The organism is Noviherbaspirillum sp. FW303-A3, assembly GCF_058788695.1.
In genome coordinates, this window is sequence record NZ_JBYTAZ010000001.1 from 2,224,522 (window position 1) to 2,247,342 (window position 22,821).

At 63.5% G+C, this 22,821-nt stretch carries 25 protein-coding genes; 11 read left to right on the forward strand and 14 right to left on the reverse strand.

Going from position 1 to position 22,821, the window contains the following annotated elements:
- Nucleotides 1-68: 68 nt before the first annotated feature.
- Entirely contained in the window at nucleotides 69-959 is an 891-nt protein-coding gene (locus AC3WOY_RS10905) for a LysR family transcriptional regulator (protein WP_492423588.1), read from the reverse strand.
- Between the two features lie 71 nt (nucleotides 960-1,030).
- On the opposite strand from AC3WOY_RS10905, the gene gstA reads away from it, so the two are divergent.
- Complete coding sequence (gstA, locus tag AC3WOY_RS10910) at nucleotides 1,031-1,639, forward strand: glutathione transferase GstA (protein ID WP_492423589.1); 609 nt, start codon at nucleotides 1,031-1,033, stop codon at nucleotides 1,637-1,639.
- Between the two features lie 13 nt (nucleotides 1,640-1,652).
- Here gstA and AC3WOY_RS10915 read toward each other — a convergent pair whose 3' ends face one another.
- From AC3WOY_RS10915 to AC3WOY_RS10930, 4 genes are all read right to left on the reverse strand, one after another.
- Nucleotides 1,653-2,072: a hypothetical protein gene (locus AC3WOY_RS10915; RefSeq protein WP_492423590.1), complete on the reverse strand. Its 420-nt coding sequence runs from the start codon at nucleotides 2,070-2,072 to the stop codon at nucleotides 1,653-1,655.
- A 111-nt stretch (nucleotides 2,073-2,183) separates the two neighbouring features.
- Nucleotides 2,184-2,756, reverse strand: coding sequence for a DNA-3-methyladenine glycosylase I (locus AC3WOY_RS10920; protein WP_492423591.1), 573 nt, complete (start codon nucleotides 2,754-2,756; stop codon nucleotides 2,184-2,186).
- Nucleotides 2,757-2,792: 36 nt separating this feature from the next.
- Nucleotides 2,793-3,026, reverse strand: coding sequence for a hypothetical protein (locus AC3WOY_RS10925; RefSeq protein ID WP_492423592.1), 234 nt, complete (start codon nucleotides 3,024-3,026; stop codon nucleotides 2,793-2,795).
- Nucleotide 3,027: 1 nt separating this feature from the next.
- Nucleotides 3,028-4,263, reverse strand: a complete 1,236-nt coding sequence (locus AC3WOY_RS10930) for an alpha/beta hydrolase family protein (protein ID WP_492423594.1) — start codon at nucleotides 4,261-4,263, stop codon at nucleotides 3,028-3,030.
- 306 nt (nucleotides 4,264-4,569) lie between these two features.
- Between AC3WOY_RS10930 and AC3WOY_RS10935 the strand changes: the two genes are divergently transcribed.
- The gene (locus tag AC3WOY_RS10935; RefSeq protein WP_492423596.1) at nucleotides 4,570-4,824 is read left to right on the forward strand and encodes a DUF6139 family protein; all 255 of its coding nucleotides are present in this window, start codon (nucleotides 4,570-4,572) and stop codon (nucleotides 4,822-4,824) included.
- Between the two features lie 43 nt (nucleotides 4,825-4,867).
- On the opposite strand, the gene AC3WOY_RS10940 is transcribed toward AC3WOY_RS10935, so the two are convergent.
- Nucleotides 4,868-5,713, reverse strand: a complete 846-nt coding sequence (locus AC3WOY_RS10940) for a DUF429 domain-containing protein (RefSeq protein WP_492423598.1) — start codon at nucleotides 5,711-5,713, stop codon at nucleotides 4,868-4,870.
- Nucleotides 5,714-5,874: 161 nt separating this feature from the next.
- Here AC3WOY_RS10940 and cls point away from each other — a divergent pair, with 161 nt between their 5' ends.
- The 3 genes from cls (at nucleotide 5,875) to AC3WOY_RS10955 (ending at nucleotide 9,873) form a co-directional block, all read left to right on the forward strand.
- Nucleotides 5,875-7,302: a cardiolipin synthase gene (gene cls / locus AC3WOY_RS10945; protein WP_492423600.1), complete on the forward strand. Its 1,428-nt coding sequence runs from the start codon at nucleotides 5,875-5,877 to the stop codon at nucleotides 7,300-7,302.
- Between the two features lie 98 nt (nucleotides 7,303-7,400).
- Nucleotides 7,401-8,810 (forward strand): PQQ-dependent sugar dehydrogenase, encoded by a 1,410-nt coding sequence (locus tag AC3WOY_RS10950; protein ID WP_492423602.1) that lies wholly within the window; start codon nucleotides 7,401-7,403, stop codon nucleotides 8,808-8,810.
- A gap of 70 nt (nucleotides 8,811-8,880) precedes the next feature.
- A complete protein-coding gene (locus AC3WOY_RS10955; protein WP_492423604.1) occupies nucleotides 8,881-9,873 on the forward strand; it encodes a M28 family peptidase in 993 nt (330 codons plus the stop codon).
- Nucleotides 9,874-9,915: 42 nt separating this feature from the next.
- Here the strand turns inward: AC3WOY_RS10955 and AC3WOY_RS10960 are convergent, their stop codons facing one another.
- The 4 genes from AC3WOY_RS10960 to AC3WOY_RS10975 form a co-directional block, all read right to left on the reverse strand.
- The gene (locus AC3WOY_RS10960) at nucleotides 9,916-10,497 is read right to left on the reverse strand and encodes a CHRD domain-containing protein (RefSeq protein WP_492423606.1); all 582 of its coding nucleotides are present in this window, start codon (nucleotides 10,495-10,497) and stop codon (nucleotides 9,916-9,918) included.
- A gap of 75 nt (nucleotides 10,498-10,572) precedes the next feature.
- On the reverse strand, nucleotides 10,573-10,953 hold the full coding sequence (locus AC3WOY_RS10965) for a carboxymuconolactone decarboxylase family protein (protein ID WP_492423608.1): 381 nt from the start codon (nucleotides 10,951-10,953) through the stop codon (nucleotides 10,573-10,575).
- A 31-nt stretch (nucleotides 10,954-10,984) separates the two neighbouring features.
- A complete protein-coding gene (locus tag AC3WOY_RS10970; RefSeq protein ID WP_492423610.1) occupies nucleotides 10,985-12,178 on the reverse strand; it encodes an MFS transporter in 1,194 nt (397 codons plus the stop codon).
- Nucleotides 12,179-12,230: 52 nt separating this feature from the next.
- Nucleotides 12,231-13,124, reverse strand: a complete 894-nt coding sequence (locus tag AC3WOY_RS10975) for a LysR family transcriptional regulator ArgP (RefSeq protein ID WP_492423612.1) — start codon at nucleotides 13,122-13,124, stop codon at nucleotides 12,231-12,233.
- A gap of 70 nt (nucleotides 13,125-13,194) precedes the next feature.
- Between AC3WOY_RS10975 and AC3WOY_RS10980 the strand changes: the two genes are divergently transcribed.
- Nucleotides 13,195-13,821: a LysE/ArgO family amino acid transporter gene (locus tag AC3WOY_RS10980; protein ID WP_492423614.1), complete on the forward strand. Its 627-nt coding sequence runs from the start codon at nucleotides 13,195-13,197 to the stop codon at nucleotides 13,819-13,821.
- Here AC3WOY_RS10980 and nhaR read toward each other — a convergent pair.
- Complete coding sequence (gene nhaR / locus AC3WOY_RS10985) at nucleotides 13,818-14,726, reverse strand: transcriptional activator NhaR (RefSeq protein WP_492423616.1); 909 nt, start codon at nucleotides 14,724-14,726, stop codon at nucleotides 13,818-13,820. The genes AC3WOY_RS10980 and nhaR overlap by 4 nt on opposite strands.
- Before the next feature lie 161 nt (nucleotides 14,727-14,887).
- On the opposite strand from nhaR, the gene AC3WOY_RS10990 reads away from it, so the two are divergent.
- From AC3WOY_RS10990 to AC3WOY_RS11000, 3 genes are all read left to right on the forward strand, one after another.
- Nucleotides 14,888-15,577, forward strand: coding sequence for a Bax inhibitor-1/YccA family protein (locus AC3WOY_RS10990; RefSeq protein WP_492423618.1), 690 nt, complete (start codon nucleotides 14,888-14,890; stop codon nucleotides 15,575-15,577).
- Between the two features lie 154 nt (nucleotides 15,578-15,731).
- Nucleotides 15,732-16,493 carry a TerC family protein gene (locus tag AC3WOY_RS10995; RefSeq protein WP_492423620.1) on the forward strand — a complete coding sequence of 254 codons (762 nt, stop codon included), beginning with the start codon at nucleotides 15,732-15,734 and terminating at the stop codon, nucleotides 16,491-16,493.
- A gap of 126 nt (nucleotides 16,494-16,619) precedes the next feature.
- Complete coding sequence (locus tag AC3WOY_RS11000; protein ID WP_492423622.1) at nucleotides 16,620-17,972, forward strand: UDP-glucose dehydrogenase family protein; 1,353 nt, start codon at nucleotides 16,620-16,622, stop codon at nucleotides 17,970-17,972.
- Here the strand turns inward: AC3WOY_RS11000 and AC3WOY_RS11005 are convergent.
- Nucleotides 17,969-18,340 carry a hypothetical protein gene (locus tag AC3WOY_RS11005; protein ID WP_492423624.1) on the reverse strand — a complete coding sequence of 124 codons (372 nt, stop codon included), beginning with the start codon at nucleotides 18,338-18,340 and terminating at the stop codon, nucleotides 17,969-17,971. The genes AC3WOY_RS11000 and AC3WOY_RS11005 overlap by 4 nt on opposite strands.
- 171 nt (nucleotides 18,341-18,511) lie before the next feature.
- On the opposite strand from AC3WOY_RS11005, the gene AC3WOY_RS11010 reads away from it, so the two are divergent.
- On the forward strand, nucleotides 18,512-18,850 hold the full coding sequence (locus tag AC3WOY_RS11010) for a DUF1294 domain-containing protein (RefSeq protein WP_492423626.1): 339 nt from the start codon (nucleotides 18,512-18,514) through the stop codon (nucleotides 18,848-18,850).
- Nucleotides 18,851-18,977: 127 nt separating this feature from the next.
- Complete coding sequence (locus AC3WOY_RS11015; protein WP_492423628.1) at nucleotides 18,978-19,373, forward strand: VanZ family protein; 396 nt, start codon at nucleotides 18,978-18,980, stop codon at nucleotides 19,371-19,373.
- On the opposite strand, the gene AC3WOY_RS11020 is transcribed toward AC3WOY_RS11015, so the two are convergent.
- Nucleotides 19,370-20,680: a sialidase family protein gene (locus AC3WOY_RS11020; RefSeq protein WP_492423630.1), complete on the reverse strand. Its 1,311-nt coding sequence runs from the start codon at nucleotides 20,678-20,680 to the stop codon at nucleotides 19,370-19,372. The genes AC3WOY_RS11015 and AC3WOY_RS11020 overlap by 4 nt on opposite strands.
- Nucleotides 20,681-20,756: 76 nt before the next feature.
- Nucleotides 20,757-22,787 carry an FAD-dependent oxidoreductase gene (locus tag AC3WOY_RS11025; protein WP_492423632.1) on the reverse strand — a complete coding sequence of 677 codons (2,031 nt, stop codon included), beginning with the start codon at nucleotides 22,785-22,787 and terminating at the stop codon, nucleotides 20,757-20,759.
- Nucleotides 22,788-22,821: the final 34 nt, after the last annotated feature.

Below are 22,821 nucleotides of genomic sequence, written 5' to 3' on the forward strand. Positions count from 1 at the left end.
CACGCATGGAATTCCTTCATGGGCAGGCGATCCGATATTCATATGGGCACCGGTTCTCTGTCAAGAAACTAAATCGCGAGGTTCTCGCGCAGGAAATCGAACAGCAGCTTCACCCGTTTCAGGTGCCGGACGTCGGGGTGCGCAAGCATCCAGAGGTCCGTCTCCAGTTCCGCCACCGGACCTTCCACGATGCGTACCTGCGGATGATCCTTGAGCAGGAACATGGGCGCGACGCCGACGCCCAGTCCCCACACGATCGAGCCGGCAATGGACAGCACGCTGTTGCAACGGTAACGCGGCTGCACCTTCGGATAGTGCTGGCGGCGCCAGCGCACCGATGGATGGTCCGCGAGCGATTCATCCAGTGCGATCCAGTCGGCTTGCTCCAGGTCCATCTCTCCGCCCATGCGGTTGACATACGCCGCGGATGCGAACACCGCTGACTTCAGCACGCCGAGCCTGCTGCCCACGAGATGCTCCGGGGGCTTGCGGGTGGCGCGGATGGCGACGTCGGCGTCGCGCTGGCTGAGGTTGGCAAGCGTGTTGGTGGCGATCAGCTCCAGCTCGATCTGCGGATGGGCAGCGGTGAACCGGCCCAGTGCCGGCAGCAGCAAGCCGTTCAGGATGGTGTCGGTGGTCGTGATGCGCAGGGCGCCGGCCGGCTCGCTGCCCCCCTTTGCCGCCGCTTCTCGCGCTTCCTGCAGCTGCGTTTCGATGCGCTCCGCATAGCCGGCAAGTTCGCGCCCGAGTTCTGTGGGCAGGTATCCCTGCCTGCCGCGCTCGAACAGGAGCTCGCCGAGATCCTTCTCGATGCGCTTGATCGACCGGAACACCGTCGAGGTGTCGACCCGCAAACGTTCCGCCGCGCCTTGCAGCGACCGGCCGCGCACCAGCGCGAGCAGCAACTCCAGGTCGGACAGGCTCAGCATCGATTGCATTTGTGCATATGGTGATTTCATGAATGCCTATTTTCATTGCGTATTTGCAGTCCTACATTAGCACTACTCCAACCCGTGTGAAAGGAAGCACCATGAAACTCTATTACTCCCCCGGCGTCTGCTCCCTCGCCCCGCATATCGCCCTGCGCGAAGCAGGCATTGCCTTCGACCTGGAAAGGGTCGACACCGACAAGAAGCTCACCGCAAGCGGACGCGACTACCTCGCGATCAATCCGCATGGTTATGTGCCGGCGCTGGAGATCGAACCCGGCTTCATCCTGACCGAAGGTCCGGCGATCATGCAGTACATTGCCGACAAGGCACCGACGTCGGGACTTGTCCCGGTCGCGGGCAGCAGCGAACGCTACCGGCTGCAGTCCTGGCTGAACTTCATCACGGCGGAGATCCACAAGGGTTTTTCGCCGCTGTTCAAGCCCGGCATGCCGGCCGAAGCCAAGACCATGTTCAAGGCGCAGGTCGCACAGCACTTCGACTACCTCGAACGCCACCTGTCCCGGCATGCCTACCTTCTCGAAAGCGGATTCTCGATCGCCGACGCCTACCTGTTCGTGGTGGCGGGCTGGTCGGGCTTTGTCGGCATCGACCTGAACAAGTGGCCGGCCATCGTTGCCTTCCGCGAACGCGTGCAGGACCGCACATCGGTGCGGGAAGCGATGCGTGCCGAGGGTTTGCTCAAGTAAGGCGCCGCGCCGTTCAGGCCCAGCGGCGCATGCGCTGGGCGCGGTTCTGGCGTATCCCGGCCATGGCCTGCCGGAAGTCGACGACATTGCGTTCGTTGCGCTCCGGCAGGGTCATCAGGGCATAGTCGGCATCGACGCTGACATCGATGTGCAACTGTTCCACATGCCCGTGCCGGCCGACGGCCAGGAGCGCGAGAAGGTCTTTTCCGTACACGGCTTCGATATTGTCCGTATCCTCGCAGTGGTCGTTCCAGCGAAGGGTGTAGGCAAGGTCCGGCCGCTCGAGCTCGCCGACGACCGGCACTTCCAGGATCGCCGTGTCGGCTTCCGCCCCCTGGGCGGCGGCATAGGCGCGTGCGGCGCGATGGAATGCAAAGGCCCGTTCTTCACGGTGCCCGTCTTCATAGTGCGCGACCACGATATAGATCAGCATACGCCCCCCGCCAGTATTTTTCCGACATGATGCAGAGCGCCGGCCGGGCGCACTACCCATGAACATGGGATTTTCAATGGGAATCGGCGGATGGAACGTGTGAATGATCAATCAGGGTTTGCGCAGCGGACGGTGGCGGAAGCAATCGACGCAATGGTCGTTGACCATGCCGATTGCCTGCATGTATGCGTAGATGATGGTGGAACCGACGAACTTGAAGCCGCGCTTCGACAGGTCCTTGGAAATGCGGTCCGACAGCGGCGTCTTGGCCGGGCAGTCGCGCAGGTGCGTCCACGCGTTCTGGATCGGCTTGCCGTCGACATAGGTCCAGAGGAAGGGTGCGAGCCCGCCCGCTTCTTCCTTCAGGCGCAGGTAGGCCTGCGCATTGGTGATGGCGGCCGCGACCTTGAGGCGGTTGCGGATGATGCCGGGATTGGCGAGCAGTTCGGCGACCTTGGCGTCGTCGTAACGCGCGATCTTGCGTGCATCCCAGTTGTCGAAGGCTGCACGGTAGCTGTCGCGCTTGTTGAGCACGGTTTCCCAGCTCAGCCCGGCTTGTGCGCCTTCGAGGTTGAGCATTTCGAACAGGCGCACCTCGTCATGGCAGGGTACGCCCCATTCTTCGTCATGGTAGGCAAGGTAGCGGGGGTTGGCCGGATTGGCCCAGGAGCAGCGGACGGTCATGGCATCGACGCAAGTTGGAATGCGTCGATTCTATGCCTATTTGACCTTGTACTTCAGCTTGATCCAGCGCGCGACGCCGATGACGATCGCGATGCCGGCGAGGTCGGCCAGCGCGGTCTGCTGGTTGACCTCGAAGCCGGCCAGGCCCTTGAGGCCGGTGACGATCATCCACGCGCTGAGACCGGCGAGGACGACGCCGGCGAGCGGGCCGGAATAGCCTTTCGCGAAGCGCGTCAGCAGGTTCGGCTTGTCGGGCGATTGCTTGTCCATGTTACGGTCCGGTGAGTGCGGAGGTGGCCGGGCTGGCCGGGGCGGCAGCCGTGGCCGGACGCGCTTCGTCGATCCACACCACATGATCGTCCACGGCGTACAGGCGGCAGGGCTGGTTGCTGTTCTTCTGACAATCCTGCAGTGCCTGCTCGACCGGATCGTCGCCGTCCTCGGCCCAGCTCCAGGCGCCGGTCGGGGACACGGCGAAGGCGCGCGGCGTGGACTTGCTGAGGAAGACGCGGTATTGCTCGCGCGCGCTGCCCTTCAGGTAGGGGATGGCCTCGACGTTGTCGATCGCGGCATATTCGGTCTTCGGCACCTTCACTTCATTGTTCAGTGCGTACACGGCCTCGGTCGGCATGCCGAGTTCTTTCAGGAATTTCTCGGTTTCCGGCCACCAGATCTTCACGCCGTCGCGGCTGCCGCTCATGCCGTGGGCATCCTTCTTGAACGCGCCGTAGGCAACCAGCCTGGCGTTGCCGCCGGCCTGGACGTAGGCGTTATGCAGGCGTGCAGCGAGCTCGGGGCCGAAATGGTTGTCGTTTTCGCCATAAAACCAGATGCTCGGCAGGGTGCTCCTGGCGCCGTAGCTGGCGAACGCCTGCACCAGGGACTGCTGCCAGCGGCAATCGCCGCCATGCATCTTGAGGCCGCCGGCGAAGTTGATCAGGCCTTTCACGCCCGGATACTGGCGGGTGCCGAAGGCCATCGCCGTGAGTCCGCCATAGGACTGGCCGGCGACGATCACATGCTCCGCGTCGGCCCAGCGTTGCGTGCGCAGGTAATCGAGCGTACTCTGCAAGTCATCGGCCTGCGAATAGCCGTGACCGGTCATGTCGCAGCCGCGGTCGATGTAGTCGCCGCTGGACTTGGAGAAGCCCTTGCGCATCGGGATCACGACGGCGTAGCCGCGCTTGACGAATTCGCGGCTCAGGACGATGAAGCGGTCGCGGTTCTGGTTGCGCGGGTTGCCCAGTGCCTTGCCGTGATTCATCACGACGACAGGGAACGGGCCTTCGCCCGGAGGCTTGAAAATGGTGGTTTCGAGTTCTGCCGACTTCCCGCCGAAGGCAGCGGGAACCATGACAACCTGCTCATTGAGGGTCGCGTCGAGCGACACGGCTTCCGCCGGGGCGGAGCTGGCAAACAGGCTGGACGCGAAGGCAAAGAGGCCCAGGACAGCAGAGATGGTCCAGCTTTTCTTCGCGTCACGCTTCTGTATTGGGGGATACTTCATACATCCGATACACGTCGAATTGCAAACACATCGGCCCGCAGGGCGAACCGCCGTAGTGCGCTGCGTCAAGCTTCTTGATCCAGCACAATGTTGCCCATTCTAAAGAGCGCGTTTCCGCAACTCAATACGCGTTTAGGCAACTCCGGACGTTTTTTTTCGGAAGTTTTATTGCAGGGCAAGGCTTTGCGGCAACTTTGCTTGCCAAGGAGGAAAGATGAGGGGTGACGCGGGGATTTGATGCAGTGCGCAACCTTTACGATGTTGCAAGGTCAATAGCAAACCAGCTTTTTTCGAGAGGACGAAGTCATGAAAGTCGACGTGTACAAACGCCCGGAACGGGAAGGCATGTATTCTTACCTTGCTGTTCCGGAAGGCCGCCCCATTCCCGAGGAAGCAACCAATATCGACTGGGAAACTGCCGAGAACAGTATCGATCTCGACGAAAACAATGAACCGGTTCTCGGTCTGTCAGCAGAGGATGCGCTGTCGCAGATCAGCGACAAGGGATACGCGATTTCGCATACGCGGAGTTATAAGCTGAGCATCGGGCCAAGCGTCTGACACGACGGCCGGCGGCAAGCTGCCGCCAGTCATTCACGCCTTTTTACGACGACTTGCCTGCCTCCCCGGCAGGCGACGGGCCGCCATGCGCGGCCCCGGCCGTCCATCCCTCCACCACGTCCATCGGCATGGGCATGCCGTAATGCGGCTGTCCCGCCGCCCATGCCGCCGCCACCGCGCACAACACCGCGTCGAGCCAGTCGGCCGTGCCGTCCGCGATGAGCGTCCGGCGCAGCGTCTTTTTCATGCGGACACGCACGCCCATCGGATGCGTGCCCTCCTCCAGCGCCGCGACGATGGCTTCTCGTGCGGCGCGGCGCTGCGGCGTCTGCTTCGTGCGCTCGTCGCTTTTGTAGGAAGCCCGCGTCACGAGGCGCGCGACGAGGCCGGGGTATCCCTCCAGCGCGATGCGCTGCGGGTCGCCGGCATGCAGGCCGAACACGGTCACGCCCGCATTGAGCAAGCGGCGCGTTCCTTCATGGAACATGTAGGCAACCGGCGGATTCACCCACTTCATCGACGGACTGGCACCCGCCGGACCGTCGGTGACGCGGTGCGCGAACTTGTTGCCGACAGGACGTGCATCGCAGAATGCCTTGAATGTAGCGCGCAGATCTTCCCGCGAGAGACCGGCGCAATGCGTGACCAGGCCGGCCCACTGCAGCGGCCAGCCGAGGTGCTCGACCAGTTCGCGCGACAGGCCGAAGGGGAAATCGAAGGCGCCCAGCCACGAACCCGGCGCACTCAGCCAGCTTTCGTAGGAATCCCAATCGGCAAACGGCTCCACGCGTTCGAGGAAGAGGTCGGTTCCATCGAGGCGGCCATGGGCGACCGTGATGGGTTTGGCCCGCCGCGGTGCAGAGGTGAAATCGACGCCGACAATATGCATGGCACGGAGTGTACCGTGTACGTCGCGGCAACAGCCTTCTTTCCACACGCCCATCTTCTTGCGCGATGTCGTTTCCGCTTCGAATAATTCTTGCCGCGCGCGGAATTATCAGACGGAAAACCGATTCCTATATCCGACAACAAGAACATCGAGAGTCCGGAATGCCAGGCTTGTTTTCGCGCTTCTTTTCGCCCGGCCACATGGTGCGGAAACTGGCCGTTCTTGCGGCGGCCGCCCTGGCCGGCTGCGCCAGCCTCCCCGACGTCCGCTATCTGCGCGAGCGGCAGGTCGCGCCGGCGCCGGACCCGTCCATTATCAGCACCTTCGGCGAGTTGTCCGATGCGAAAAAGCAGGCACTGCTCGACGGACTGGCCGCGAAGGCCGGACCGACCGATATCCTTGCAAAGCATGTCGCCGCCGAAGAGGCGATCAGCGGACGCCCGCTCGTGGCCGGCAACAAGGTCGTCCTGCTCGACGACGGCCCGGCGACCATGCGCGCGATGATGGCCGCGATCGAGGCGGCGCGGCACCACGTCAACCTGGAAACCTACATCTTCGAAGCTGACGAAGTCGGGCATGCGCTGGCAGACCTGCTGCTCAGGAAGAAAGCCGCGGGCGTCACGGTCAATCTCATCTACGACAGCGTAGGGTCGATGGATACGCCGAAGGAATTCTTCGAGCGCTTGCGCGCCGCGGGCGTCAACGTGCTGGAATTCAATCCGGTCAATCCGGCGCGGGCACGCGGCGAATGGGACATCAACCAGCGGGACCATCGCAAGATTCTCGTCGTGGACGGGCGCATCGCATTCACCGGCGGCGTCAATATCAGCAAGGTCTACGGCAAGAGTTCCTTCCTGCAGGGAAAACGGCGCGCACCGCCGCCGAAGGATGCGAAGGAAGCGGCATGGCGCGACACGCACATGCAGATCGAAGGGCCGGCCGTCGCCGAATTCCAGAAACTGTTTCTCGGCACCTGGCAGCGCAGATCCGGCACGGCCTTGCCCGATGCAAATTTCTTCCCCTCCCTGCAACCTGCCGGCAGCGCGCTGATCCGCGCGATCGGCAGTACGCCGGACAACGAAGACTTTGCGGTGTACAAGACCTACATCTCCGCCTTCGCGCATGCCGATAAATATATCCACCTCACCACCGCCTACTTCGTCCCGGACCGGCAGGTGGTGCAGGCCATGATCGATGCCGCACGGCGCGGGGTGGATGTGCGCATCATCTTCCCCAGTTTCTCGGATGTCGGCCTGATGCTGCATGCGGGGCGGTCCTACTACGATGAATTGCTGGCGGCGGGCATCAAGGTCTATGAGCGCAAGGTGGCCATGCTCCATGCGAAGACGGCGGTGATCGACGGCGTGTGGTCGACCGTCGGCTCGACCAATATCGACATGCGCAGTTTCCTGCACAACGACGAGGTCAACGCGGTAGTGCTCAGCACGGAGTTCGCCAATCGCATGGAAACGCTGTTCGAGCGCGACCTGCGCGAATCCGTCGAGATCACCCCCGAGCAATGGAGCCGGCGCGGACTGCGCAACCGCATGCGCGAATGGATGGTGCGCATGTTCGAGTACTGGCTCTGACTGCGGGTGATTTGTCCGCACCTGCTTCAGGGTTGAACCAAATTGACATTCCCGCATCACATTAATACGTGATTGAACTAGGGAAGCCTCAGTTTGGAATGACTTTTCCTGATGAAACAGCGCGCCATGGCCGCAGGCTGTGGGCGCCGCTGTTGGTTGCAACAGCACTATCCGGATTGGCAGCATGCGGCGGTGGCGGAAGCAGCAATGAAGCCGCGGCTCCCGCTACCGTACCGGCAGCAACACCCGCAACAGCGCAGGCAGCTGCCGCGAGCATCGTACGCAGACTGGAAGTGCCCGCCGCGCTCGACGATCCCCCCTTCGACACCACAAGAAACCTCACTGTGCCGCCGGGCTTCGGTATCAGGCTGTGGGCGCGTGTGCCGCGCGCGAGGTTCATGGCGCTTGCGCCGAACGGCGATGCGCTCGTATCGGTACCGAGCGAAGGCAAGATCGTCCTGCTGCGGGAACGCGTGAACGACGTGCCGCAAGCCTTCGACTATGCGACGGGACTGCGTAATCCGCACGACATGGTGTTCCACCGCATCGGCGACACCACCTACCTGTACGTCGCCGAATCCCACCGCGTGAGCCGCAGCGTCTATCGCGGCGATGAAACGTCCCGCAATGCGAGCGAAACCGTGGTCGACAACCTGCCGGACGATTCGACGCCGGAGCTGCAAGGGACATACGGCCACCAGTTGAAGAACATCGCCCTGTCCCCCGACAACAGGCTCTACGTGTCGGTGGCATCCACCTGCAATGCCTGCACCGAGGACACCACCAGCGACCCGGTGCGCGGGGCGATCTACCAGTACAGCGCCGACGGCCGGGAGCGGCGCCTGTTCGCGCGCGGTCTGCGCAATGCCGAAGGTCTCGATTTCCTGCCCGGCACCGCCACCCTCTGGGTTGCTGTCAACAGCCGCGACGATATCCGCGTGCCCGTTGACGCCGACGTGGACGGAGACCAGTCGGGCGATCTCGGCAAACTCATCCCGTCCTACGTTGACCAGAACCCGCCCGAATTGTTTACCTCGGTGCGCGATGGCGGCCACTATGGCTGGCCGTTCTGCAACCCGGTGCCGAACGCGACGATGTCCGCGCTGGATCTGTTGCCTGATATTGAGCTGAACCGGAATGGCGGCGCATTGAATTGTGCAGCGGCAGATCGCTCCGCCAAGGGCTTGCGCGCGCATTCGGCGCCGCTCGGTTTCAGCTTCCTCCATGCGAGCACCCTGCCTGTCTCCTTCCGCAAGGGGGCGGCGGTGGCGCAGCACGGCTGCTGGAATTGCACGCGCCTCGACGCCGGGTACAAGGTCAGTTTCTTCCCGTTCGACGATGCCGGCAATGCGGGTGCGGAGATCGACCTGATCAGCGGCTTCGTCACCAATCCCGACCGCCGTGAAGTCTGGGGACGGCCGGTCGACACGATCGCCGATTCGCGCGGCAATCTTTTGGTGTCGGACGATTTCGCGGGCGCGGTCTACCAGCTCTATCCGCTCCGGTAGGCGGCGTCATGGACACACGGATTCTTGCCTGATGCGCCGGCTCTTCAAACGCTTTGGCAGGATGCGGGGCATGGTAATGGCGCCGCTGCTGGGCGCGGTCGCGCTGGCCGGCGGCGGCGTCGGTTACATGACATCGATGCCGGGAGAGTCCTTCCGCGGAGCGCTGCCGCCGCTGACGGCCGAGGAGGAGTCGCTGGCGCGCAGGTTGCGCGCTCATGTCGAGCGCATCGCACGCGAGGAGCACAACACCGCGTTTCCCGGGCAGCTCGAAGATGTGGCGCACTATCTCGAAAGCACGCTGGCCGGACTTGGCTACGCGGTCAAGCAGCAGATGTTCAGCGTCGACGGCAACCGCGTGCGCAACCTCGAAGTCGCCGTCCGCAGCGCCGCTCCCTCCGCAGGCAAGCCGCGTATTGTCGTGGTGGGCGCGCATTACGATTCGGCGCCCGGCACGCCCGGCGCCAACGACAACGCAACCGGAAGCGCAGCGGTTATCGAGCTTGCGCGCGCGCTGCAGGAGATGACGCCTGAACCCGGACACGAAATCAGGCTGGTGCTCTTCGTCAATGAAGAAGCGCCCTATTTCAAGACCACACAAATGGGCAGCCTGCTGCATGCGCGCGACATGTATGCGCGCGGCGAGAATGTCGCGGCGATGCTCTCGCTGGAAACCATCGGCTATTACTCCGGCGCGAAGGGCAGCCAGCGCTATCCTCCGCCGCTGGATGCGCTTTATCCGGATACCGGCAATTTCATTGCCTTCGTCGGCGACCTCGGCTCGCGCGATCTGGTGCGGGACGCGCTGGCATCCTTCCGCCGGCATGCGAAGTTTCCATCGGAAGGCCTTGCCGCACCGGCGTCGGTGCCCGGCGTCGACTGGTCCGACCACTGGTCTTACCGCATGCACGGCTATCCTGCGCTGATGATCACCGATACGGCGCCTTACCGCTATCCGCACTACCACACGGCGCAGGATACGCCGGACAAGCTGGATTACGCGCTCCTGGCGCGCGTCGTCAAGGGCATCGAATTCGTCGTCCGCGACCTCGCCGCCGCCCCTTGATGGACGACAAGACAAGGCTTCGCTTCCCACCTGTGGCAAGAGTCAGAATCCAATCGTGAAGCCAAGCCCGATGCCGGTAAAACGCCAGTCGTCTGCGTCCTGGATTTCCTGTACCTGGCGCAGTTGCAGCTCCACGGTCGCCGATTGCTCACGGACCTGTTCCAGGCGGTTGAGCTGCTCCGGCGTGGGCATGGCCCAGACGATCCGGCCACGGATTTCCCCGTTGGGGTAGGAAGGGCTGTGCACGTTGAAGTAATAATTACCGTCGCGCAGTGCTGCGAATTGCGGGTCGGTCAGCGGAGCGCGCGCCGTCCAGACGCTCGTGCCGGCCGCTTTGGACAGCGGGAAGGCCACCGGGCCGGTAGTTCTGGGAATCGCCAGATGGATATGCGCATCCGTATCCACCACGCCGGTGGTAACCACGCTGGCGGTCAGCGCCCTGCCGTCGGGATCGACGGTCACGAGGCCGGCACCGCTGCCGGTGCTCGCCGTCGGAGGGACCTCCTCGGCGCCCGTCAGCGTTGCCGAGAAGGCAAAAGGAAGGTCGTCGTCAATGCTACCGCCGCAGGACGCGAGGGCAATTACTGCAACGCATGCTGCCAGATGGAGACGCAAGAAAGACATGACTTGCTCCTGTCCCCCTGTCATTGCTCCCTGGACTGCCGGATTGCTTCCGGTCAGGCGTGACGCATGCAGGCTTCATGCCTGCCCGGCTGCATCCTTCATCACTTCCTGCGCAGTACGGAAGGCATCCACCGCCAGCGGTGCGCCACAGTAGACGGCCGCGTGCAGCAGCACTTCGCGGATTTCCGCCGGCGTCGCGCCATTGTTGAGCGCGCCGCGCAGATGCCCCTTCAGTTCGTGCGCGCGTCCGAGCGCGGTGAGCATGGAGATGGTGATCAGGCTGCGGGTCTTGAGGTCCAGGCCTTCGCGGCACCACACCGTTCCCCACGCGTTGCGCGTGACGAATTCCTGCAAGGGCATGGTGAATTCGTCGGCATTGACAAACGCCTTCTCGACAAAATCCTCGCCCATCACCTGCTTGCGCATCCGCAAGCCGTCTTCGAATTGCTGGTCCATGCTGCCGCTTCCCGTTGAGTCAAAACGGTGATTATAGGAGCCTGTCCCGAGGCGCGCTCACCGCTGCCACGAAGCAGGCGAGCGACACCAGCGATACGGCAAACAGGATGCCGAGCAGCCACGGCGGCGAGGGATCGGCGGCGACGATCGCCGCGGCGGCCAGCGGTCCCGCTGCCTTTGCAATGAGCGACGGCCCAGCGAGCGCGCCGGATATCGCACCGTAGTTCTCGCGTCCGAACAGCGTCTGCGGCACGGTGCCGCGCACGATGGTCAGCACGCCGTTGCTCACCCCGTACAGCATGCAGAATGCCGCAACCGCGTAGCTGTGCTGGCCGAGGAAAAGCAGCGCCAGCAGCCCCGCCGGCAAGAGGGCGAAAGTCAGCTTGCCCACAGCCTGCGGACGGACATGACGCGCAAACGCCAGCTCGCCGATCCGTCCGGCGACCTGCATCGGACCGATCAGCGTCGATACCAGCACGGCGGTGGCCGCCGAATGGCCGAATCGCTGCAGCAGCGGAATCAGATGCACCGACAACGCGGAAAAGACGAACATGTTGGCGGAAAAGGCGATGGCCAGTTTCCAGAACGCGGGATCGCGCACCGCTTCATGCAGGGTGTAATTGCGCGCGGCATGCGTCTCGGCGGGCGGACGCTTGCGCGCGCCACCCGAGCGCATCAGTGCATGCACGGGCGCGCAAAGCGCGAGATGGACCGCGCCGTAGATCAGGAAGGTATCGCGCCATCCCAGCATGCTGTTGAGCATCAGGGTCAGCGGCCAGAATGCGGTGCTGGCCAGGCCGCCGAACAGCGTCAGCACGGAGATGCCCTTGCGCGGCGCGAGGAGGAATTCACGATTGATGGTGGCAAAGGCCGCTTCATACAAGACCATGGCCATGCCGATGCCGACCGCGCTCCATGCAGCGAAATACAGCGCGGCGGAATGCGCGCTGCCGATGCCGATCATGCCGAGGCCCGACAGCACCGAGCCCGCCGCCATGACGGCGCGGCCGCCGACGCGGTCGATCAGCATTCCGGCCGGCGTGGATGCCAGGCCGGCGATCAGCAGGCTCCACGAAAAAGCGCCGAACACGATTTCGTTGCGCCATCCGGTCTCGCGCTGGATGTCGCCGGCGACGATCGCGAACGCGTAATACAGCGAGCCCCACGACACGACCTGCGTGAATGCAAGGAGGTAAACAATCTTCCAGGGATCTTTGCTGCTCATCCGGTACGCGAAGAAATTGCCGAACCGAAAGTGTACCCGGTTCGGCAATTCCTCACGCGCGCCTGAGCATACCGCGCGCCTGCGCGACCAGCGTCCGCGACAGGCGCTCCATGCGCGGCGACTGCACCTTCCAGGCGTGCCAGTAGAGCGCGACATCGATGGCGCGGTTCGGCGCGAGATCGACCAGCACGCCGCGCTCGCGCAGGCTGCCCATCTGCAGTTCCGGCAGCATGCCCCAGCCGAGGCCGTGCACGACGGCCTGCAGGTAGGGGTCGGACGCGGGAACAAAGTGCTGGGGATAGGCATCCTCCGGCAGGCCGAAATGCTTCAGGAGGAAATCCGCCTGCAGGCGGTCCTTGCGGTCGAAGATGATCACCGGCGCCTTGGCCGCCGCGGCACGCGACATGCCCCGGGCGAACCAGCGCGCGCGGAATTCCGGTGACGCCATGCAGCGGTAGCGCATGGCGCCCAACGGCTCGACGCTGCATCCCCGCATGGGCCGCGACTCCGTCGAAATGCAGCCCAGCGCGCGCCCCTCTTCGAGCAGCGTATAGGTGTGGTCCTGGTTGTCCAGGATGAGGTCGAGCATGACCTGTTCGGCAATGGCGAAGGGCGCCAGCGCGGGAAGGAACCAGCTGGCGAGCGAGTCGTTGTTGAGCGCGATGGAGATGGACTGCGGCGCCATCTGCTCGCCGGCGAGCTCCGCCCGCAGGTCTTCTTCCAGCGACTGCACGCGGCGCAGATATTGCAGCAGGCGCTGCGCGGCCGGCGTTGCTCGGCAGGGACGGGTGCGCACGACCAGCGGCGTGCCGAGGAAAACTTCCAGCGCACGCACGCGCTGCGACACGGCGGAAGGAGTCAGGTGCAGCACGGCGGCGGCCTGCTCGAAACTGCCGTGTTCGATCACGGCAAGCACCGCTTCGCATTGGCGGGGGTCGAGTTTCATTGATTAAGTATTTTTAAACGATATGGAATTATATTAAATATCGTTTATTTTCTTGCGATGCCGCGACAGAATGCATCCATTCGCCAAGCGGGAGGAAAACGTGTCGTTCTATCTGAAAGGGTTGGGCCTTGGGGCAGGGTTGATTGTCGCCATCGGATCGCAGAACGCGCATGTGCTGCGCATGGGACTCAAGCGCCAGCACGTCGGCCTCACGGTGCTGGTGTGCATCGTGTGCGAAGCGCTGCTGATTTCCGTCGGCGTCGCCGGGGTCGGCACGATGGTCGAGCGCAGTCCCATGCTGCTTTCGCTCGCACGCTGGGGCGGCGCCCTGTTCCTGGCCTGGTACGGGCTGCGCGCCTGGCGATCTGCCTTCGGGCGGCATGCGCTGAATGCAGCGCCAAACGCGGAGATCAGCCTGCGCGAAGCACTGCTTACCGTGCTGGCGGCCACGCTGCTCAATCCGCACGTCTACCTGGATACCGTCGTGCTGCTCGGCGCCATCGGGGGGCAGCAAGGGCAGGAGGGGAAATGGTGGTTTGCGCTCGGCGCGATGACGGCAGGCGCGGTCTGGTTCGCGCTGCTCGGCTTCGGCGCCCGGATACTGGCGCCATGGTTCGCGAAGCCGGCAGCATGGCGCCTGCTCGATGCGACTATCGGTGTGGTGATGCTGTCCCTTGCCGCCTCGCTCGTGACCTAGTGCGCAAACACGCTGACGTGGCTTGCCGTCAGGATCGCATCTACCGCCGGATGCTTGATCTTGCGTTCGTTGGAAATCGCATAGACCTGCTCGCGCACATGCGTGAGTTCGCCGACGGGCACCGCTGCAAACTGCTCTTCCACCGCCGATGCCAGTGCGGAAGGGGCCGGAAACATTCCCAGTCCCGTGCGGCCGAAGGTGTTGAGCAAGGCGCTGTCGTCGAACTCGCCGACGATATCGGGCCGGACGTCGTGCGTCTCGAACCAGTGGTCGAGACGGCCGCGAATCGCGTGGTTGCGCGTCGGCAGGAGCAGCGGCGCACCTTTCAGGCTGGCGGGGAAGCCGTCACGGTACTTTTCGGCCAGTTCGGGCACGCCGTAGAGCATGGTTTCGCTTTCGCCAAGCAAGTGGCTGAATACGCGCAAAGTCGTGCCGGACGGCACCGGGCGGTCGGTCAGGATGACATCGAGCTTGTGCACTGAAAGTTCGCCCAGCAACGATTCGAAATCGTCCTCGTGGCACACCAGCTTGACCTTCTGCGGCAGCTTCAACGCGGCATCGAGCAGGCGCGAGGCGGTCAGCTTCGGCAATGAATCCGACAGGCCCACGGTGAGGCGCATCGTCTGGCCGATATCGGTCTCGGTCAGCACATCCTGCAATTGCTCCCCAAGCAAAAAGATCTGGTCGGCGTAGGACAGCGCCACCCGGCCGGCCTCGGTCAGCACAAGGCGCCGCCCCTGCGGCGCAAGCAAGGCCTTCCCGACCGATTGTTCCAGCAAGGCAAGCTGGGCGCTGATGGTCTGCACGGCCACATCCAGCCGCTCCGCGGCGCGCGTCACGCTGCCCTCCTTGGCGACCACCCAGAAGTAATAGAGATGGCGATAGTTCAGGGAGACGTTTTTCATTTTCTGATTTTTGCGAAGTAACTTTCACATTATCTTCGCTTTTTAAGACATGACAAGTCTTTTAAGATGCGTGGGTCGATAAACAGGAGGTTCCGATGCAATGAAGGAGCACACAGCACTGCAACTTGACTGTTTGGCATCTATCCCGGAAAGGATTCATCATGAATGACCGTATCACCACCCTGCGCAACCGGACCTTCGGTTCCGGCTCCGCGACGACCGTCATCGACGCGTCGGCGCACAAGGTATTGCGCAATACCTACATGCTGCTGGCCATGACGCTGGGCTTTTCCGCGATCACGGCCGGCGTGTCGGCGGCCTTGCGCCTGCCGCATCCCGGCATCCTGATCACGCTGCTCGGCTACTTCGGCCTGCTGTTCCTGGTCAACAAGTACCGCGACCGCGGCCTCGGCGTGGCGCTGGTGTTTGCGCTGACCGGGTTCATGGGCTACACGCTCGGCCCTGTCATCAGCCACTACCTGAACATGCCCAACGGCACGCAGACGGTCATGCTGGCGATGGGCGGCACGGCGGCCATCTTCCTGGCCATGTCCGGCTATGCGCTGGTCACGAAGCGCGACCTGTCGTTCATGGGCGGCTTCCTGATGGTCGGCATCCTGGTGGCCTTCCTGGCCGGCCTGGCGGCGATCTTCCTGCAGATTCCGGCGCTGTCGCTGACGGTGTCCGCCGTCTTCGTGCTGCTGATGTCCGGCATGATCATGTTTGAAACGCAGCAGATCGTGCGCGGCGGCGAGACGAACTATGTGATGGCGACGCTGAGCCTGTTCGTGTCGATCTTCAACCTGTTCACCAGCCTGCTGCACCTGCTGGGCTTTGCAAGCAACGATTAACCCCTCCGTTCCTCAACCGAGAGCAGACGCAAGTCTGTTGCCTTCCGGGGGCGCTCACACCGTCCCCGGTTTTTTTTGCAAACTGTCTCCGTTTCTCAAAGTCCAATTCAACGAGTTGGACTTTGAGAAACGAAACTAGATATAAGGAAAATCCATGGTCGAACTACTCTCCGATCCGCAAGTCTGGATCGCCTTCTTCACCCTCACCGCGCTGGAACTGGTGCTGGGCATCGACAACATCATTTTCATCTCCATCCTGGTGGACAAGCTGCCGAAGGAAAAGCGAGAATTCACGCGCCGCCTCGGCCTGTTCCTCGCGATGTTCATGCGCATCGGCCTGCTGATGACGCTGTCGTGGATCGTGAGCATGACGCAGCCGCTGTTTACCATTCTGGGGCAAGGCTTCTCGGGGCGCGACCTCGTGCTGCTGGCCGGCGGCCTGTTCCTGCTGTGGAAGAGCGTCGGCGAGATCCACGAAACCTTCGAAGGCGCGGAAGGCGGCGCATCGACTGCCGTGAAGAACACCTTCGCCGGCATCGTGCTGCAGATCATGGTGATCGACCTGGTGTTCTCGCTCGATTCGATCATCACGGCGGTCGGCATGGTGGACGAGATCGCGGTCATGATCGCAGCGGTCGTTGCCTCCGTCGGCCTGATGATGTTCTTCGCCGGTCCGATCGGCCGCTTCGTGTCCGAGCATCCAACCATCAAGATGCTGGCCCTGTCCTTCCTCGTTGTCGTGGCCGTGGTGCTGATCGCCGAAGGCTTCGGCCACCATGTGCCGAAGGGCTACATCTACAGCGCGATGGCGTTCTCGGTGATAGTGGAAATGCTCAATATCCGCCTGCGCAAGCGCTCGATGCGCGCAGAGCTGGAAGCGACGCGTTACGTGCCGGAAGCCGGTTCAAAACACTGATCCAAAACGCTGCAATGCCGGGAAGGAAATCCGTTTCCTTCCCGGCATTTTCTTTTGACGAACACCAAATGGAGGAACGGCAAGCGCAGGTTGCAGGTCGATCATGCATTCGCTCAAGAGGGTGATATGAAGATTGCGATCATCGGCACGGGTTACGTCGGCCTCGTCACCGCGGCCTGCCTTGCCGAGATCGGAAACACCGTCATCTGCGTGGATATCGATGCACGGAAGATCGACTTGCTGAATGCGGGAAAGATCACCATCCACGAGCCGGGACTGCCGCAACTCATTGCACGGAACCGCTGCGCGAGCCGCCTTGCCTTCACCACCGGCCATGAAGAGGCCGTGCGGCATGCCGAAGTCGTTTTCCTCGCGGTCGGCACACCTGCCGAAGAAGACGGCAGCGCCGACCTCTCGCATGTCATCGACGCGGCCCGTCTCATCGGGCGGCATCTGCGCCGCCCCGCCGTCATCGTCAACAAGTCGACCGTGCCCGTCGGCACTGCCGGCCTGGTCCGCGCAGCGATCGCGGACGAACTCGCCGCCCGCCATCTCGCGCTCTCTTTCAGTGTGGTGAGCAACCCGGAGTTCCTGAAGGAAGGCTCGGCGGTGAGCGACTTCATGCATCCCGACCGCATCGTGCTCGGTTATGAAGACACGACGGCGGCCGGCATCATGCGCGAACTGTATATCCCCTTCCTGCGCCAGCGCGAACAACTCATCGAGATCGATGCGCGCAGTGCCGAACTGAGCAAGTACGCGGCCAACGTGATGCTGGCCGCGCGCATCAGCCTGATCAACGAACTGGCCGGCCTTGCCGAGGCGACGGGCGCCGACATCGAAGCGGTACGCCGCTGCATCGCCGCCGACGTGCGCATCGGCCCGCATTGCCTGCAGGCCGGCATCGGTTACGGCGGCTCCTGCCTGCCCAAGGATGTGAAGGCATTGATCAGGACGTCCGCGCAATACGGCTGCACGCCGCACATGCTCAAGGCGGCGGAGACCGTCAACGAGAAGCAGAAATCGATGCTGTACAAAAAGATCTGCAGCCACTACGGCGGCGCGCGGCGGCTGGAAGGAAAGACGTTTGCGCTATGGGGCCTGTCATTCAAGCCGAACACCGGCGACATGCGGGAAGCGCCGAGCCTCGTGCTGATCGAGCAGCTCCTGAAGGCATACTGCGGCATACGCGCCTGCGACCCGGTCGCGTGCGAAGAAGCAGCGCGGGTATTGCAAGGCCTGCATGGCATCGGCCGGTTTGCCGATCGCATCCATCTCACCCGTGATCCGTGGGAGGCCGTGGAAGGCGCGGATGCGCTGGTGCTGGTGACGGAGTGGCGGGAATTCCGGACGCCGGACTTTGCGCGGCTGGCGGAAAGCCTGTACGACAAAGTCGTGTTCGATGGGCGCAACCTGTACGAACCGAGGCAGGTACAGGCTGCCGGTTTGCAGTACTACGGCATCGGACGCCAGGGTTAACGACGGTAATCCCAGCGTTCGCCGCGATGGCCGCCGTCCCAGCCATCCCAGTCGTGGCGGTGGCGATGATGGTGCCTGTGGCCGCGCGGCTCGATCTGACGCCCATACGGGTCGACGTACAGAACCGGAGGCGGATAGACCGGATAAGCGGGCTGCACATAGACCACGGCGGGCGGCGGCGCGAATGCCGACGGCGGCGGGCCGTAGATGTAATGTGGCTGCGGAGAAACGATGACGCCGGGCGCCGGCACAATGTAGCCGGGCGAACCGACGGTCACCGACCATTGCACACGTCCGCCCGCATATGCCGGCATGGCAGCCAGCCAGGCTGCGAGCGCGCCGACTGCAACTGCGAAATTCCTGTTCATGTTCTGCTCCTCGATCTACTTATATTAAAGGCGATAGAAGGATGCCCTGCGCGGAATCTTTGTAACAACTCGCTTCGCGGCCGGCATTGCGGCAGTCGCGCAACAGCATGTCCGATGGACATCCCGACAGGCTTTGCTTAGACTCGCGCCATCGCCAGTCCGCTACCATCCATGCCCGCCACCTTCGCCGCCCTGTTCCTGACCTGCTTGCTTGCCGCCGGCCTTGCCGGGTTGCTATCGCTGGCTGTCTTCGCCGTCTACGCCGCCACCAGTATTGCCGCCTTCGTCGCCTATGGCATCGACAAGTCGGCAGCCCGGCGCAAACTGCGGCGGACGCCGGAAAGCACGCTGCACGCGCTCGGCCTCGCCGGCGGATGGCCGGGTGCGCTGGCGGCCCAATCCCTGTTCCGCCACAAGACGAGCAAGCAGTCGTTCCAGGTGGCATTCCGGGCCACGGCGCTCATCAATTGCGCCGGACTCGCCTGGCTGCTCCTGTCCGGCCGGGTTTGATATTCGTCAGCAGGAAAGCCCGCATATTAGCCATGTCGAAAAAACACGAAACATTTCTGACGGAACGCGAAGACAGCCCGCAGTGTCCGAGCTACGTTTTGCACTTCGACGACATCTGATCATTCCAATGCGCGCCCTGCTCACCCGTTTCATTTCCGACAAACATGTTGAAGCCCTGATGTTCCGTTGCGGCCTCGCGCTGTACCTGGCCGTCATCCTGTTCGGCTCGATTCCGGGTGCGCGCGATGAGATCGGGGAAGTGGCATCCGGACTGGTGCTGCACTTCGCGACCTACTCCTGCATCGCGCTCCTGCTCGCCTGCGGAGCCGCGGGCAACGTCTCCGCCAGGGCCTTCAAGGCGTTCTGCATTGTTGCGCTCATGGGCGCGCTGGACGAAGGCATACAGAGCCTCCTGCCCTATCGCGACGGCGCGCTGGACGACTGGATGATCGACATCAGCGCGGCACTCTTTGTCACGCTGACCTATCGCATCGCCGGCAGCGACAAGACGGAAGCGGCCTAGCGCGACAAGCCGCCGCTCAGCAGCCATACGCGGCTGCGCGCGCCCGCAGTGAGACTGCTGTTGACCACCGCCACCTTGCCGCTTCCGCCCACAGCCAGTTTTTTCATCAGCAGCCCCTGGTAGCTGCCATTGCCGTCGCCGCCAGGCTCGATACTGCCCGGTATGACATGCGGTTCGGAGAAGCGGCGTCCACCATCCATGGACACTGTCATCCCGAGTCCTCTGGGACGCTTGCGCGGGTCGGGGACGACCTCCCACAGTACGAACACGTTGCCGCCGGCATCAATGGCCAGCGACGGAAAGGATGCGCCCGTGCCGCCGGCTGACGAGATGTCGCGCGACGCTTCAAAGCTGCGCGCCCCATCCGTCGAGCGCGTGTAGCGGACGTGGTAGCGGTCGAATGGGCCGCTGGCGCTTTCCGCGAAAACGAGATGCACCGTGCCGGTGCCGCCGACCGCAAGCTTGGGCGCGTCCGAATATCCCTTCCCCTTGAACGCGCGCACCGGATCGCCGAAGGTGCCGCCGCCGTTGTCCGACCTGGCCACATGGATGTCGGCGCTGTCATCCTCGCCGGTCGTCCACGCAAGGTAGAGTTCGCGGCCTTTGCCGATGGCGAGCGACGGGCCGCGCACCGGCTTGGCCTGACCTCCGCCGGCCACATGTTGCGGGCGGGAAAAACGCTTGCCGCCATCCGTAGACCGGCTGAACCAGAGCGGTCCATCGTACTCTGTCCAGGCGACATGGAGCGCGTCGTCCTCGCCGGCAACAAGGTCGTAACTGCCGTTGTGCCACACATCCTTGTTGATGCGTCCCTTGCCGTCGCCGCTGATGGAATTCGATACGTTCAACGGCTCGGAAAACGATACGCCGCCGTCCTCGGAGCGGGCAAAGAACATTTCGCCGCCGTGCGACGCGCCGGAGAAAATGATTTCCTGCCAGAAGAGATAGATGCGCCTGGGATTGTCCGGTGCGATCGCTAGGCGCGGCAGCCAGGAAAACGTGGCCGGACTGCGCGACACATTCACCGGTACGCCGATACGCGTCGTGCCGTCGGCGGCAAAACGCTGGAAGAAAACATCCTTGCGCGCCTGTTCGACCCATGCGACCGCAATCCGTCCGCCGCCGTCCATGGCGACAGTCGGATCGTCGACGTAATCGTAGCGGGAATCGTTCTGCCGCCACGGGCCCTTCTCGCCGCGTCCGGTGGCGATGTCGGTGCTTACGTGCCATCCGTGCAGATCGGCGGCAAGGGAATTGGCCAGGAGAAATGCGGGCAGGAATGCCGTCAGGAGTTGTCGCGCGCCCATGCTTGCAGTCTAGGCGACTGCAAGCACTTTACATACTTCCGGCAGGGGGCCGCGGCAAAAAGTTTCCGCCAGGGATTTACAGACGTGCAGCGAGCTCCGCGCCTTCCCTGATCGCACGCTTGGCGTCGAGTTCCGCCGCAAGTGCCGCGCCGCCGATCAGGTGGAAGCGTGGACCGCCCTCGGCCTGCGCCGCCGGCATCAGGTCCTTGAGCGACTCCTGGCCGGCGCAGAGGACCACGTTGTCCACGTCGAGCACCTGCTCCTTGCCATCGACGGTGATATGCAGGCCCTGGTCGTCGATCTTGCGGTATTCGACCCCGGCCATCATCCGCACGCCCTTGCGCTGCAGGGTGGCGCGATGCACCCAGCCCGAGGTCTTGCCAAGGGAAGCACCAAGTTTGGACGCCTTGCGCTGCAGGAGGAAGACTTCACGCACGGGTTGTTCCGGAACAGGCTTGCGCAGGCCGCCGTTGGTGCCGGCCTTGAGGTCCACGCCCCATTCGTCCAGCCAGTGCTGCAGCGGCACCGGCAGCGGCACATGCGCGTCGTGCAGCAGGAACTCGCTGATATCGAAGCCGATACCGCCCGCGCCGACCACCGCCACGCGCTTGCCCACGGGCGCATCGTTCTTCAGCACGTCGAGATAGGACAATACCTTGGGATGATTGACGCCTTCGATGCGCGGCGTGCGTGGCACGATGCCGGTGGCCACGATCACGTCGTCGAAGCCCTGCTGCAGCAACTCCTCGCGCGTGACCCTCCGGTTGAGCACGAGGTCGACGCCGGCGAGGTCGAGGCGGCGGCGGAAGTAGCGCAGCGTTTCACGGAACTCTTCCTTGCCCGGCACGCGCATCGCAAAGTTGAACTGGCCGCCGATGCGGTCGCTTGCCTCGAACAGGGTGACGCGATGCCCGCGCTCCGCGGCGACGGTGGCAGCGGACAGGCCGGCAGGGCCGGCGCCGACCACCGCGACACGGCGCGGCTGCGCGGCCTTCGCATAGACAAGTTCCGTTTCGTGCGCCGCACGCGGATTGACCAGGCAGCTCGCGCGCTTGTTGGAGAAGGTATGGTCGAGGCAGGCCTGGTTGCAGGCGATGCAGGTATTGATCTCGTCCGTGCGCCCGGATGCGGCCTTGTTCACGAAGTCGGGGTCGGCGAGGAAGGGCCGCGCCATGGACACCATGTCGGCATCGCCGCCGGCGATGATGTCTTCCGCTTCCGCGGGCATGTTGATACGGTTGGAGGCGACGACGGGAATGCCGATTGCCTTGCGCAGCTGTCCCGCGAGACTGCGGAATGCCGCGCGCGGCACGGAGGTGACGATGGTCGGCACGCGCGCTTCGTGCCAGCCGATGCCGGTGTTGATGATGTTGACGCCGGTCTTCTCGAGCGCCTTCGCCACCGCGACCACGTCGTCCCAGGTGTTGCCGCCTTCGACGAGGTCCAGCAGCGAATGGCGGTACATGATGATGAAGTCGTTTCCGACGGCTTCGCGCACCTGCTTCACGATCTCCACCGGCAGCCGCATGCGGTTCTCGATCGAACCGCCCCAGCGGTCGGTACGGCGGTTGGTGCGCGCGCAGAGGAACTGGTTGAGCAGGTAGCCCTCGCTGCCCATGATTTCGATGCCGTCATAGCCGGCCTTCTTCGCCAGTTCGGCGCAGCGCACGTAGTCACGGATCGTGCGCAGGATGCCCTTCTCGTCGAGTTCGCGCGGCGTGAATTTCGATATCGGCGACTTGACCGCGGATGCGGACACGACGAAGGGCTGGTAACCATAGCGTCCGGCGTGCAGGATCTGCATCAGGATCTTGCCGCCCTCTTCATGCACAGCGCTGGTGACCTTGCGGTGGTTGGGCACATCGAAGATGCTGTTCAACGTGCCGCCGAAGGGCAGCAGCCATCCCTGCCTGCTGGGCGAGATGCCGCCGGTGACGATCAGGCCGACGCCGCCTTTCGCGCGCTCGCGAAAGAAGGCCGCCAGTTTCGGATAGTTGAAGAAGCGGTCTTCCAGGCCGGTATGCATCGAGCCCATGATCACGCGGTTGCGCAGTGTGGTGAAACCGAGGTCGAGCGGGGCAAGCAGGTGCGGGTAGGCGGTCTTCATCTTGTTGTATCTCCGATGGCGGTCGGCAGAGTCT